Origin of the sequence: Mucilaginibacter sp. OK268, assembly GCF_900103125.1 — a bacterium.
GTDB lineage: Bacteria > Bacteroidota > Bacteroidia > Sphingobacteriales > Sphingobacteriaceae > Mucilaginibacter.
Window position 1 is genome coordinate 437,826 of the sequence record NZ_FNJV01000004.1, and the last position, 13,780, is coordinate 451,605.

Annotated in this window: 10 protein-coding genes; 3 read left to right on the top strand and 7 right to left on the bottom strand. The window is 42.7% G+C overall.

What is annotated here, in order from left to right:
• Positions 1–3: 3 nt before the first annotated feature.
• Positions 4–1,383: an NHL repeat-containing protein gene (locus tag BLR84_RS16495; protein WP_090470304.1), complete on the bottom strand. Its 1,380-nt coding sequence runs from the start codon at positions 1,381–1,383 to the stop codon at positions 4–6.
• Between the two features lie 258 nt (positions 1,384–1,641).
• Here BLR84_RS16495 and BLR84_RS16500 point away from each other — a divergent pair, with 258 nt between their 5' ends.
• On the top strand, positions 1,642–2,106 hold the full coding sequence (locus tag BLR84_RS16500) for a DUF4920 domain-containing protein (protein WP_090470306.1): 465 nt from the start codon (positions 1,642–1,644) through the stop codon (positions 2,104–2,106).
• A 376-nt stretch (positions 2,107–2,482) separates the two neighbouring features.
• On the opposite strand, the gene BLR84_RS16505 is transcribed toward BLR84_RS16500, so the two are convergent.
• Positions 2,483–3,172 (bottom strand): hypothetical protein, encoded by a 690-nt coding sequence (locus BLR84_RS16505; RefSeq protein WP_090470309.1) that lies wholly within the window; start codon positions 3,170–3,172, stop codon positions 2,483–2,485.
• 103 nt (positions 3,173–3,275) lie between these two features.
• On the bottom strand, positions 3,276–6,092 hold the full coding sequence (gene carB, locus BLR84_RS16510; protein ID WP_090470387.1) for a carbamoyl-phosphate synthase large subunit: 2,817 nt from the start codon (positions 6,090–6,092) through the stop codon (positions 3,276–3,278).
• Between the two features lie 391 nt (positions 6,093–6,483).
• Between carB and BLR84_RS16515 the strand changes: the two genes are divergently transcribed.
• Complete coding sequence (locus tag BLR84_RS16515; RefSeq protein WP_176852087.1) at positions 6,484–7,011, top strand: hypothetical protein; 528 nt, start codon at positions 6,484–6,486, stop codon at positions 7,009–7,011.
• Here BLR84_RS16515 and BLR84_RS16520 read toward each other — a convergent pair.
• From BLR84_RS16520 to panC, 4 genes are all read right to left on the bottom strand, one after another.
• Complete coding sequence (locus BLR84_RS16520; protein WP_090470313.1) at positions 7,008–7,973, bottom strand: energy transducer TonB; 966 nt, start codon at positions 7,971–7,973, stop codon at positions 7,008–7,010. The genes BLR84_RS16515 and BLR84_RS16520 overlap by 4 nt on opposite strands.
• A gap of 140 nt (positions 7,974–8,113) precedes the next feature.
• Positions 8,114–11,200 carry a CBM35 domain-containing protein gene (locus BLR84_RS16525; protein ID WP_090470315.1) on the bottom strand — a complete coding sequence of 1,029 codons (3,087 nt, stop codon included), beginning with the start codon at positions 11,198–11,200 and terminating at the stop codon, positions 8,114–8,116.
• Positions 11,201–11,495: 295 nt separating this feature from the next.
• Complete coding sequence (gene panD, locus BLR84_RS16530; RefSeq protein ID WP_090470317.1) at positions 11,496–11,846, bottom strand: aspartate 1-decarboxylase; 351 nt, start codon at positions 11,844–11,846, stop codon at positions 11,496–11,498.
• Positions 11,847–11,966: 120 nt separating this feature from the next.
• Positions 11,967–12,797: a pantoate--beta-alanine ligase gene (gene panC, locus BLR84_RS16535; RefSeq protein WP_090470319.1), complete on the bottom strand. Its 831-nt coding sequence runs from the start codon at positions 12,795–12,797 to the stop codon at positions 11,967–11,969.
• A gap of 153 nt (positions 12,798–12,950) precedes the next feature.
• Here panC and BLR84_RS16540 point away from each other — a divergent pair, with 153 nt between their 5' ends.
• Positions 12,951–13,775 (top strand): glycogen/starch synthase, encoded by an 825-nt coding sequence (locus BLR84_RS16540; protein ID WP_090470321.1) that lies wholly within the window; start codon positions 12,951–12,953, stop codon positions 13,773–13,775.
• Positions 13,776–13,780 lie beyond the last annotated feature (5 nt).

The window sequence follows — 13,780 nt, forward strand, 5'->3', positions numbered from 1 at the left end:
GTTTTAAATTCCCGACGGTGGAACCAACTTACGTATACGGTTATTGTTGCTGTCAGATATCCAGATATTGCCACTGGCATCGGCCACAAGCCCCTGTGGGGCATTAAATAGAGCGCTCGTACCTTGCCCATCGGCAAAACCCGCTGTTGCTGTTTTTCCGGCTAATGAGAGCAAAACCTTATTGGTTGTTAACTCCAATACACGGCCATTTTGATCGCTTATAAATAAATTTCCTTTAGCATCAAAAGTAAGAGCCCCAGGATTACTGATCAGCGCAGATAATTTAAGGCCGCCAACCACAGTGGTTACTACCCCGGCAGCTGTGATCTTGCGGATGGCATAATTTTGCAGATCTGCTACATAAATGTTGCCCTGGGCATCCAGTGCAATACCATTTGGCTGGTTGAATTGCGCGGTTGTTGCTGTCGCATTGTCAGCATAACCTGCTGTTGTTTTACCTGCAATGGTAGTTACCACTCCTGCTGCCGTAACTTTACGGATAAGATTATTGCCCTGGTCGGCTACGTATAAATTACCCTGGCCATCTAATGCCAAACCACGCGGGCTGTTGAAAGTAGCTTTGTTTCCTGTACCATCCACATAGCCGGCATCACCGCTTCCAGCAAGTGTACTTACAATGCCATCTGCCGATATTTTACGGATCATATTGTTACCAAAGTCGGCTACGTAAATATTCCCGGCAGCATCCGCCACCAGGCTTTGCGGCGCATAAAACTTAGCACTGGCAATTGGGCCGTCAATGTAACCGATGCTTCCGGTACCGGATAGGGTTGTTACCACCCCTGCTGTAGTAACTTTCCGAATGGCGCTGTTAAAGGAATCAGCCACGTAAATATTACCGGCAGCGTCAATGGTTAATCCCTGCGGACTGTCAAACACAGCACTTGATCCGGTTCCGTCCGCAAATCCGGTGGTTGCACTACCGGCAACCGTGCTTACTGTACCCCCTACAGCAGACAAATCTGCGCTGGTAGTAAACTGTATGGTATTGCCATAGGAGGTTCCGGATGCGCTAATGGCATATGCCCTTAAATAATACGTTGTTTTGGGCGTTAAACCGGTTACCTTACTGGCATAGCTCTCTACGGTAACTGTGTCCGAGGTTTTAGAGTCGGCAGTAGTTGGGTTTTGATTACTTGCACTCCAGCATACGCCAATGCTTGTTAGGGTTTCGGTTAAGGGGGTTGTAATTAATCCACCGCTATACGCGCCTGTTCCGGCAGCGGTAGTGGTTACATCCATTGTTACCATAGTTGGTGGGGTGCCGGTTGTACTTGTGCTTTTATTACATCCGGTAACTGTTAAAAAAATAGCTAACAAATATGTAGCAAAAAAAATTGATTTAGTTGAGGTTTTGTCCATGTGTGTTAATAGATTAAGTAATAAGTATGTTTATTAAAAACACTTTATTAACTCTATACACTGTTGCATATTATTTAGCTACATGGGTTTTAACATATCTTAACAAATGGCAACCGGAATCCTTTTTTGCAGTCTAAAAACAGCCTTTACAGCCTCCAAATGGGTGTTTTGTGCCTGGCGTAGCATGAAGAAGGGCAATATTGCCGGGCCTGATAACATTTTGCCTATATAATTGTTACAATTCAGTAAACAATAACCATGAGATCCCCCATATTTCTAATCGCTTTTTTACTTTCAACTGCCGCTTTTGCACAGCAGCACACCCCCCTACCTCATGGTATGGTTTATGGCGAAAAACCAAATACGCAGGCCATGATGAATGCAGCAAAACTGGAGGGTTTTATGGGAAAAAAGACCAGGATCAGTACCACTATTGAAGGCCGGGTGATCAGGGTGATCCACAAAAAAGGAGGTTGGTTTGAATTAGATGCAGGCGAGGGCAAAGTGATAACCGCGCATTTTAAAGACTACAATATAAACATTCCGGGCAATTTGACCGGGCGCATGGTGATCATTGAAGGCGTGGCTCAAAAGCAATTTATAGCCGACGATCTTCAGCACCTGGCTGGCGATACCGTTACCGGCAAAAAACAACACCAGGTGAAAACGAATACGAAAAGGAAACTAACCTTTGAGGTAAAAGGATTAATGGTAGATAAGTAGGCCCCTAATCCCCTGATGGGGGAACTAACTAAAGCTGTCATTCGAACGAGGTACGAGGAGAGATCTTCTTCGATTGCGCGTAAGATTTCTCCTCACTCCTCCACTATGCCCGTTGCTGTTCGTTGAAATGACATTGAGACTTTAGCCAAAATCATGGTTTACACTGTAAACCGTTTTTTTATGGAAAAATAAAATTAATTAATTGATTGTCAGCTAATTAAATAAATGTAAACCATAAAAAGTGTAAACCATGCAAACTCACTTTTTTAACAAAATTGGGTGCCTAAAAGGAGGTGTTTGAATAGCATCTTAAAATAAAAGGGTACCCATACATAATGGATCCCCTTTTATTTTAAGAGATTATTTTTAGTGGAGCTTAAAACTTAGCGTCGCGGGTTAATACCGATGGTTCCAGGTATAGGTCGGCTGTAAATAGCTCTTTTATTTTTTGCGATATCTCATTACGGTTAACGGTTGAGGCATCACGGCGGCATTTGATGTAATGTTCGCGTGCTACTTTCTCGGCCAGGTCGCCCAGGGTTTTTACTTTAAGCTCCTTGCCAAACTTGCCTGCCAGCATTAAGCCGGTTATGGCCACCAGCGCTCCAATAAAAGCCATTATAGGCTGATAAAAGAAGCCAACCGCAGATGCCAGCAATACAAAAGCAAAAGTGCCTACAATGCCCTGTTTAGGCTGCAAAAGATTGATCTTGAAACCCATTTCGCGTTCAATCTCAGCGATCACCTGTAAGCGGGTATCTCTCGGGAAGATATCAGCCAGTTTGGTTTGGGGTTTTATTAACTCCTTGGGCGGCGAAATGGTGGAGTTAATGGCATTGCGTATTTTATAAAATGCCTGTTGGGTGGTACAGCTGTCGTTATTGGTTTGTTTTACCTTCTCTACAACAATATCACAAAGCTTGCCGAAGGTTTTTACATCTTTACAGGATGTGTCGTCTAAACGGATATTAAAGGATCTTTCAATTTTTACAAGAACATCACCTATCTCCTCAGGATCAACATTATTCAGGTTGAATGCCTGCGTATTATTCGAAGTAACTCTCAATCTATACTAACTTAGTTCAACAATAATTTACCTGCAGCCAGGGCCGCAGGTAAATGTTATCCGGTAATTAAACTGCGTGTGCAATCTAATGTTTTAAATTATTTTATTTGCTCAGGTACATTGATTTTTCTTTGTACAAATGCCTGAAATAAGGATCCTGCAGGTTAGGGATAAAACGGATAGCCTCGCCGGTTGATTTCATTTCGGGGCCCAACTCCTTGTTCACTTCAGGGAATTTATCGAAGGAGAACACAGGTTCTTTGATGGCATAACCCCAAAGTTTGCGTTCGATAGTAAAGTCTTTCAGCTTGTTAACTCCCAGCATTACTTTGGCCGCTATGTTGATGTAAGGGACGTCGTACGCTTTGGCAATGAATGGTACGGTACGTGAAGCGCGGGGATTAGCCTCGATCACATACACCTGGTCGTTCTTAACCGCGAACTGTATGTTCAGTAAGCCACGTACATTTAAGGCCTTGGCTATTTTTATGGTATACTCTTCCATCAGGCCGATCACGTTGTCTGACAGGTCAAATGGTGGCAATACCGAGAATGAATCGCCGGAGTGGATACCAGCAGGCTCAATATGCTCCATCATACCTATAATATGTACATCATCACCATCACTGATCGAATCAGTTTCAGCTTCAGCGGCACGATCAAGGAAGTGATCGATCAGCACGCGGTTTCCAGGAAGGTTTTTCAATAAGCTAACTACAGCTTTTTCCAGGTCTTCATCGTTGATCACAATGCTCATACCCTGACCGCCTAATACGTAGCTTGGGCGTACCAATACCGGGTAACCAACATGGTGGGCTACTTCAAGCGCTTCTTCAGCGCTTTCTGCAACACCATATTTAGGGTAAGGGATTTCGAGTTCTTTCAACAGGTCTGAGAAACGGCCACGATCTTCGGCGATGTCCATATCATTAAACGATGTACCGATGATCTTAATACCATGCTCGTGCATTTTCTCGGCCATTTTTAAAGCCGTTTGTCCGCCAAGCTGAACAATTACACCATAAGGTTTCTCCAGCTCGATGATCTCACGTACATGCTCCCAGTATACCGGCTCAAAATAAAGCTTATCGGCCATGTTAAAGTCGGTCGAAACAGTTTCAGGGTTACAGTTCACCATGATAGCTTCAAAGCCCGATTCTTTGGCGGCAAGCAAGCCGTGCACGCAGCTGTAATCAAATTCGATACCCTGGCCGATTCGGTTAGGGCCCGATCCTAATACAATTATTTTCTTTTTATCAGACGATACCGATTCGTTCTCGCCTTCGTAAGTGGAGTAGTAGTAAGGTGTTTTGGCAGGGAACTCAGCAGCACAGGTATCAACCATTTTGTAAACGCGGTTAATACCCAATGCTTTGCGGCGCTGGTAAACATCCTCTTCGGTCACATTGCCCAGTATATACGCTATTTGAGTATCTGAGAAACCTTTTTGTTTCAGGGTATACAGGAATTCCTCTGGGATGTTGCTTAACGAGTAACGGCGCAGCTCGTTTTCCAGGTTCACCACATCCATGATCTGGTTCAGGAACCAGCGATCAATTTTGGTGACTTTCCTAACTGATTCAATTGGAACGCCCAGGCTTAAAGCGTCATATACATGGAAAAGCCTGTCCCAGCTTGGATGCTCCAGGCTGTGCATGATCTCTTCCAGGTTGCGGCTCTGACGGCCGTCGGCACCTAAACCCGCACGACCGATCTCTAAACTCTGACAGGCTTTCTGCAATGCTTCAATAAAGCTGCGGCCAATGCCCATCACTTCGCCTACTGATTTCATTTGCAGGCCTAACTCGCGGTTGGCACCTTTAAATTTATCAAAGTTCCAGCGAGGTATTTTAACGATCACATAATCCAGCGTAGGCTCAAAGTAAGCCGATGTGGTTTTGGTGATCTGGTTTTCAATTTCATCAAGGTTGTAACCTATGGCCAGTTTGGCGGCAATTTTAGCGATCGGGTAACCGGTTGCTTTTGATGCCAGCGCCGATGAGCGTGACACGCGTGGGTTAATTTCAATAGCGATGATGGATTCATCGGCAGGGTTAACCGAAAACTGTACGTTACAGCCGCCTGCAAAATTACCAATGGCGCGCATCATGCGGATGGCTTGGTTGCGCATATCCTGGTAGCAACGATCGCTCAGGGTCATGGCCGGGGCCACGGTGATTGAGTCGCCGGTATGGATACCCATTGGGTCAAAATTCTCGATAGAGCAAATGATGATCACGTTATCATTGTTATCACGCAACAGCTCCAGCTCGTATTCTTTCCAGCCTATAACAGCCTGCTCCACCAAAACCTCATGTGATGGTGATGCTTGCAGGCCGCGGCTTAAAGCTGCGTCAAAATCTTCTTTTTTGTGTACGAAACCGGCGCCTTTACCCCCAAGCGTATAGCTTGGACGGATAACCAGCGGAAAGCCGATCTCCTGTGCCGCTTCTTTACCTTCTAAAAACGAGTTGGCAATTTTTGAAGTAGCAACACCTACACCAATATCAACCATCAATTGGCGGAAAGCTTCTCGGTTCTCGGTTTTTTCTATCGCGGCCAGGTCAACACCAACAATTTTAACACCATATTTTTCCCAAATTCCGAGCTCTGCAACACTAATACAAAGGTTAAGCGCGGTTTGGCCGCCCATAGTAGGCAGTACTGCATCAATTTGCTGTTCCTGTAGTATTTTCTCAATACTTTCAGGTTCAAGCGGCAGCAGGTACACATGGTCGGCAATAACCTTATCTGTCATGATGGTGGCAGGGTTACTGTTGATGATGGATACGGTAATACCTTCTTCTTTCAGGGAAAGGGCTGCTTGTGAGCCGGCGTAATCAAATTCGCAGGCCTGGCCGATAATAATAGGGCCGGAGCCAATAATGAGAACGGATTTGATGGAATTATCTTTGGGCATAGGGCTTTTTTTAAATAAAAGTTCTAAGTCAAAAGTTAAAGGCGTTTTAAGAGCCAGTAAACGATTTTTCCTATGCACTGAAGGCGAGAAATCCCGACCTCAGTGTCGGGGTGCAAAGATAGAGATTTGTTAAACTTTTTTGACTATTTTTTTATAAAATTTCAGAAAGCTCTTCTGGTTCAATTTTGCATTGCTTTTCATGCACTAAAATGTGTTTTTAAATGCAAAAAATGTATTTTTAAATATTGTTGCGATAAACCAGTTCAAAACCTGCATATATTGTGTTTTTATAGGATTTTAAGGTAAATTATACCGAACTTTAAGTCGAGCCTCGTATAAGAGAATCCCTGGACTTTTATCCGTAGCTTACCGGTCAACCAGCTGAATTAAAATGATGAAGAAACTTACATTTATTTTGCTTGCTTCAATTTTATTTTTGGGGAGCTGCGCCATGATGCAACGTGTTGTAAAAGGAACGTTCCCATATACAGCCAATATGGTGATTCCGGCATCAGCAAGTATAGGTGAGCCTCATACGGCTATAAGTACCGCTAACAGCTTTGACCAGGACTTTACCAAAGATGGCAATAATGCGGGCAAAATAAGCGAGGTGCGCATCTCATCAGCGAAGTTGGAATCCAAAGACCCCGCTAACTATAACATTGGCAATATTGCTTCATTACGGGTATATATGGCCAAAGCCGATGGGAGCGATGAGGTAATGGTGGCTATACGAAAGGATATTGCTGCTACCGCGGGTAACAGTATTGTGCTGGATATTGATAATTCACATTTTCTTGATGAGTTGGTGAGACAACCCAGTGTACGTATCCGGATGGTTTACAAATTACGTAAAGCCAGTGATGTGGATGTAAGCCTGAAGCTATCACTTGGCATAGGTGCTGATCCCCGCAATTAATTACCTAAGGAAAAATTTATGGGCACGCTGTACACCAAGCGTACAGGCATACCAAACTGAGTGGCTGGGATCCATTTTGGAGATAATCGGAGTACGCGTATAGCCTCATCGTCAAGAAGCGGGATTACTGATTTATTTATTTTGATATCAGAAAGATCTCCGTTTTTCTCGACCACAAACGATAGTATTACTCTGCCTTGTATCCCTTTTTGACGGGCCAGATCTGGATATTTAATGTTTCTTGACAAATATCGCCCAAAGGCCTCAATGCCTCCTTTGAATTGCGGAAGTACCCTTCTTGAGCCGGTATAGGTAGTGGTTTTACCATCTTCTGACGTTGCGGTACCTGTTAGCAGCTTGCCGTTATCATAATTTTCTGTAAAGGTGGTATGCGTATTTTTAAAATCGCCTTTCCATAGTCCATCCCTTTTGCCCTCTTTAATATTGCCTTCTTCTTCAATATAGACAAATTTATCATCATAACTTTTTAGGTATCCGTTCCCATTCTTCACAATGGCATTTCCTAGTGAGTCGTTACAGGATTCTATCAGTTCATCATCCCGATACTCGCTCTCACGGGTTTCTTTATCGGGATACTTTAATGAAAGGTAGGGTTTGCCATTTGGATAGTATAATGTTTCATTTCCGGTTTTTGAGTTGTTTTTGTAATAACTCAATCGTTGTTTTATGCCGGTGGGATAGTAGGCAATGCATGGCCCTTCGTATTTAGGCGGATCAATGCTTCTTGATTTGCCTAAAAGCTTTTTGGTGCCATTGAGATAAAATTCAAAGACATTATATAACGTTGAGGCGGAGTCAGGCTCTCTAACTATCCTGATATAATCGGCGCTGTCACGAACGTCTACATATTTGCCATTATTTTTCAGGAAGTAAACATTTTGCCTTTGCGCAAAACATATGTTTGTGACCAACAGGAGGAGAGAAGTGAATAAAAGTTTCATCGAAACAGTGAGGGTTTAGTGCTCAAAGCTACAGCAATAATTATAATTATTTGCTATAAAAGTGATCTGCTCACTATGTGTTTTAAATTTAAATGAAAGATGATCGGGAGAACCTGCCCGTAAGTAAGCCCCCCGATTGGTTAGTATTTATAAACCTTGTAGCCTTTAGTTTTGCCTTTGTTATCGGTTATATTGATGACATAATAACCGGGTGATAAGCCGTTCAGATCCAACTCATAATGCGTGTTGTTGATGTTTGAGAACTTTTTAACCGTATGTCCGGTCCCAAATTCAGTAAGCTGTAGGCCCGATATTTCAATAGAGTTATCTAAATGCAATACAGAGGTTGCCGGGTTGGGGTAAAAGGTGAGTTTTGATGTTGATTGAGCTTTAGCGGGGATGATCTGGGTGTTTTTTACATCTGCCAGAGTACCTGCGCCAACAGTTATGCGATAGATGGCTGCATCAGCGGCGCCAACAGTAACGCTCATGGAGTTATTACTGATGTTTGATGTAGTACCAGTATATAATTCTTTCATAGCATAGGTGCCGTTAGATAAGCCTATACGGCTGAAATTTACGGTGTATGATTTGCTGCTCGTGCCATAGTTGAACACTGCCAAATACAAGTAATTGCCTATTTTACGGGCAAATTGTTCACTTGTGCCGGTGCCTGTATTGCCGTCAACCGGTCTGAACGCTATTCCATTACGGGCAATATCCAATACGTCCTGGTTTTGGAAAAGGGTTTGTGCCCTGCCTGTCCACTGTCCGGTTGTTGAATAGTTATCGCCGGTAATTACTGTGCCGGTAATAACCCCCGAGGTAACCCGTATATGATTGGTACCCAATGTTTCATTAGCCAAAACCTCGTGATCGGCATCAATATAATTGTACATATAGGTTTGCCACCAGCCATAATTGGTGCTATTTAGGGTGTATTTGGCATCATTTACAGATGAATAGGCATCACAGGCTATCCTGCGCATATGCGCGTAACGTGCTGTTGCCAGGTTGGGCGAAATGGCCGCGTACACCAGCATTTGCCCGGCAAGCTGATCGGTAAGATATTCCATTCCCTGTTTGTAAGCCTGCATGCCAGTGTGAACATTACCGTCATAATAGCTGTCAGCCTCGATAGCTGCATGCCCCAGGAAATCGATCTTGATCATCTGGAAGCCCGCAGTTTTAAAACGACCGATCATATAAGCTATCCGTTGTTTGGTGCCTGGATGGGTGGGATCTAAGGCTCGGCAACCGTCGAGGTCATGGTAGGTGCCATTTTCTTTCGCCCAGATATCGGTATAGTTATAGGTGCTACCTTCTACCGTACGACTGCTTTTGCCCCAGTCAACAAATGGCGCCCAGTAAACCCCTGGTGTTAACCCTTTGCTTTTGGCGTAGTCGGCAAACTGTTTCAGTTCACTGTCGTTCAGGTTATCCCAATACGAATCAAGATCAATGTAGGCCGTATTGCCATTACGAAAACCAGTTAGGTTATTGGCGAAAAAATCAACCACACCCTTGGCGTTGGTCAGGTTCAGGTTGCTTTGTATCGCTCCCCAGCTGTTCCAGCCGAATGGGGTAGGCAAAGTCCAGTTAAAAATATATGGTGGTTCGGCTATCCGGTTTGATTTTCCGTACTCCTCCATGCCATCGCGCCAGTCGCTAAAAAAGCCGACCATCATTTTGGGCGATTTACAGGTAGTTGCCCCTACACCAACCCAGCCATGCCCTCTAACATCGCGAGTGATATTAACATTAGTAAAACCTCCAAAAAGATTTAATTGCGATAAGGTGTTACTACCCGAGCCTGCTACCAATACCCCGGTTTTCCAATTACTGTGTTCAATGGAACCTAATACCAATCCGTTGCGACTGTTATTGTCATACAAAGCACTCACCTCTGAACTGGTAACATTTACCGAGCTGCCTATTGATTGAGCATCATATGAAATAAAGGTATCGTTATCAAAAGGTGATTTTAATACGCGGTTGTCTCCACTTACAGGTAAAACGACATTGTTGGATGCCAGAGGGGTCATACCGTAACAATTGGCACCGGTTCCATTTAATATAACTTCTGTATAAAAATAACTCCGGTTGCTATATACATAAAATACCTGCTGCATAGGGATGAGTCCACTGCCCGACAGCGAGATGATATGCTTGGTTCCCGCACCTAAACCATCAGAAACGGGCGTGGAACTATATGTTCGGGTAGTATAATTAAGACTTGAATACAAATTGTTTGATTGTGCTGTAGCATAAGCGTCGGTAATAACTTTAGTGCCATTAAAATAAACATTGTATTTGCCTGTGGTAAGGTCGTATTCAATGCGGCTGTTTGGTGCAAAAGTTATATTTTTTGTAGTAGCAGGTATTGCCGATAAGCTTAGTTTATCGGCATTGGGAGCATACCATCCCGGATTGTTTAATGTAATGGTATTATTGCCGGCGTTTAACGCTACGGTTAGGGTGGCTGTTGCCACGGTAGTCCATCCACCCGATGGAACACAGGATAGCTCAGTTGCGGTTGCATTGTTTACCGATACAAAGAATGAACGCGGATCTTGGGTTGCATAATAAACGGTGAGTATATAATTACCCGCAGTACTTACATTCACAGTATTGGTTACTGATCCTGTACCCAGGTTACCCACCATTGAAGTACCGGAACAGGATGGGCATGATTGTATACTGGCTCCGCCTGCTAATGTTCCGGCTTCGGCTTCGTAAAATATGGGGGCAACACCTATCCGGTCTACATTAGGGGCCCATTGCAAGGCATTGTTATTTAATTTTATGATATTGGCGCCAGCCTGCAAATTAATAACCAGGGTAGTGGTTGCCACAGTACCCCAGCTACCTGAATTACAAGCTAGTATTACCGCAGCATCATTGTTTACGGTTACGTATAAATTACGAGGATCGGCGGTCAGGTAATTCAGGGATAAGGTATATTGACCAGCTGTAGTAACATTAACAGGGATAGTGACCGTTCCGTTTGATGGGCCACCGAGATTGCCTACCTGTTGCCCACCTGAACTACTGTTGTTCGCCTGCACAGCCGCGCCATTCGATACAGCGCCAGATTCTGCTTCGGTCCAGGTAATTTGAGCAAATGTTAACTGAGACGTAAAGAGTAATAGGATAACAAATAGTGTGGTGAACAGCTTTCGCCGGTTTTGCCGCAAAGCAGATGGAATAAAACATGCCTGTTTCATAGTATAAGATTTAAGTTTAATTGGTTCAAACTGGTATGGCTAGAAGCTATTACCCCGCGTTGTGGTAATTAAATTCGTGCCTTTGTGCATCGCAGGCAAAGGATTGTCCTGAATGCCTTATAAAGGTATTAATTAAAATTTATTAATGTCATATTTACATTAATAAATTTTAATTAATAGGTAATTTTACTGAATATGCTTGTCAGGGGAATAAAAAGCAAAGGAAATATGCAATAATATACCTGTCCGCTTTTTAGCAGAAGTTAAAAAAGAAAAGTATTGGGGAGAATTAGGGTTACTTGATCAGCTTATTATCAGAATCTGGGAATATCAATATAGGCTCATAAGCACGGGCCTCTTCAGCGTCCATGTAAGCATATGACATAATGATCACAATGTCGCCAACCTGAGCCAGGCGGGCAGTAGCTCCATTAAGGCAAACGGTACCGCTACCACGTTCGCCTTTTATTACATAAGTTTCAAAGCGCGCGCCATTATTATTATTTACAATCTGTACCTTTTCGTTAGGTATAATATTAGCCGCCTCGATCAAATCTTCGTCAATTGTAATACTGCCCACGTAATTCAATTCGGCTTGTGTTACCTTAACCCGGTGAAGTTTGGACTTTAATACTTCAATAATCATGGCGCAAAGTTAGGAATAATTTAGTCCATAGATCATAGTGGATGGTCCATAGATTGTAAAATGATTTATATCAATATTTTAGCTGATAACAGACGCATTGGCACAAAGGCACTCCCGCTGTTAGCCAATCAACATATTATCTATCAATCTTGTTTTACCGGCACGGGCAGCAACAAGTGCAACAATATTTTGAGTGTCTGAGACCGCAGTATGCAAAGTTTTTCCGTCAACTATCTCGAAATATTCCAGCTCGATCCCGGGTTCATTGCTGATCATTGATTCTGCCTGTTGTTTTAGAGCTGGAATATTACCTGCATCAAAATTGGTTTTAACCCAATTCAAAGTTTTCGAGAGTATAAGAGCATGCTCGCGGTCATAGGGAGTTAAATGAATATTTCTTGAGCTCATGGCTAGTCCATCAGTTTCTCGTTGGGTAGGACACATGATTAATTGGACAGGCATATGCAGCAGATCAACCATTTTGCTGATGATCAGGAACTGCTGATAATCTTTCTGGCCAAAAAAAGCGAGATCGGGCTTAACAATATTAAACAATTTAGAAACCACCTGAGTAACGCCCTGGTAATGCCCTGGTCTGAACTTGCCTTCCAATAAATGCTCCAGATCGCCTATGTCTAAATGCCATTTCTCATTATCATCATATATTTCACTAACCTCCGGATTAAACAAAACATCACAGCGAGATTGTTCAAGCAGCGCTATATCGGCAGCTATAGGCCGGGGGTATTTTTCAAGGTCTTTAGTATCGTTAAACTGTGTAGGATTTACAAAAATGCTGCAAACTACTTCTGAGCTATTTTGCTGAGCTTGTTTAATTAATGATATATGGCCCTGGTGCAGAGCGCCCAGGGTGGGAACAAAACCCACTATTTTGCCCTGTTTAGCGGTAAAATACTGAGCTATTTCATTTTTGGTGGTAAATATCTTCAACGTAAAAGTTATTACAAATTTTGGTAAAGGTGTACATTTCTCTAAAAAATACCAAAAGTTACTTGCGTAATTCGTTGACAGTTCATATAATAATGCTTATATTTGCAGACTCAAATTTTTTGACTTCTTTACATATTTAATACTGATTAAGTGATGGGTAAATCTAAGCTTTTGTTTATAACTCATGAAATGTCTCCCTTTCTCGAACTCACAAAAATTGCTGAAATAACACGCCAACTTCCGCAGGCTATGCAGGAGAAAGGTTACGAAATTCGTATCCTTATGCCGCGTTTTGGCAATATCAATGAGCGTAGGAACAGACTTCATGAAGTGATCCGTTTATCGGGAATGAACATCATTATCAACGATAATGATAACCCGCTGATCATTAAAGTAGCATCTATCCCGGCCGCGCGTATGCAGGTGTATTTTTTAGATAATGAGGAATATTTTCAGCGTAAACATGTGTTTGGTGATAAAGACGGTAAATTTTATGCTGATAACGATGAAAGAATGATCTTCTTTTGTAAAGGCGCATTGGAAACTGTAAAAAAATTAGGCTGGGCTCCGGATATTATTCATTGCCATGGCTGGTTAAGTTCACTGGTTCCGGCTTACTTAAAAACTACTTATAAGGACGACCCGACATTTAAAAACTCTAAGATCATTTATTCTATTTACGAAAATGACTTTAAAGAGAAATTGGATGCTGATTTCGCACAAAAAGCGGTAATGAGTAACATGACCGAACAACATGTTGAAGCTTATAAAGAGGGCTCTAATTCTGCGTTATACGCTGGGGCCATTCAGTACTCTGACGGAATTGTTTTGGGCAGTGAGAATATAGATGCAGATGTGTTAAATAATGTTAAAAACAGCAATAAATCGGTTTTAGAATTTGATTCTACCGCAGATTTCGAAAATTATTACAATTTTTACGACGAAATTACCAACGATGAATTGGTGCATGTTGCTTAATCTTT

What these genes read in the sequence shown, in the direction of transcription:
- BLR84_RS16495 (WP_090470304.1), bottom strand. Translation starts at nt 1,383, where the DNA reads ATGGACAAAACCTCAACTAAATCAATTTTTTTTGCTACATATTTGTTA.
- BLR84_RS16500 (WP_090470306.1), top strand. Translation starts at nt 1,642, where the DNA reads ATGAGATCCCCCATATTTCTAATCGCTTTTTTACTTTCAACTGCCGCT.
- carB (WP_090470387.1), bottom strand. Translation starts at nt 6,092, where the DNA reads ATGCCCAAAGATAATTCCATCAAATCCGTTCTCATTATTGGCTCCGGC.
- BLR84_RS16515 (WP_176852087.1), top strand. Translation starts at nt 6,484, where the DNA reads ATGATGAAGAAACTTACATTTATTTTGCTTGCTTCAATTTTATTTTTG.
- BLR84_RS16520 (WP_090470313.1), bottom strand. Translation starts at nt 7,973, where the DNA reads ATGAAACTTTTATTCACTTCTCTCCTCCTGTTGGTCACAAACATATGT.
- BLR84_RS16525 (WP_090470315.1), bottom strand. Translation starts at nt 11,200, where the DNA reads ATGAAACAGGCATGTTTTATTCCATCTGCTTTGCGGCAAAACCGGCGA.
- panD (WP_090470317.1), bottom strand. Translation starts at nt 11,846, where the DNA reads ATGATTATTGAAGTATTAAAGTCCAAACTTCACCGGGTTAAGGTAACA.
- BLR84_RS16540 (WP_090470321.1), top strand. Translation starts at nt 12,951, where the DNA reads ATGGGTAAATCTAAGCTTTTGTTTATAACTCATGAAATGTCTCCCTTT.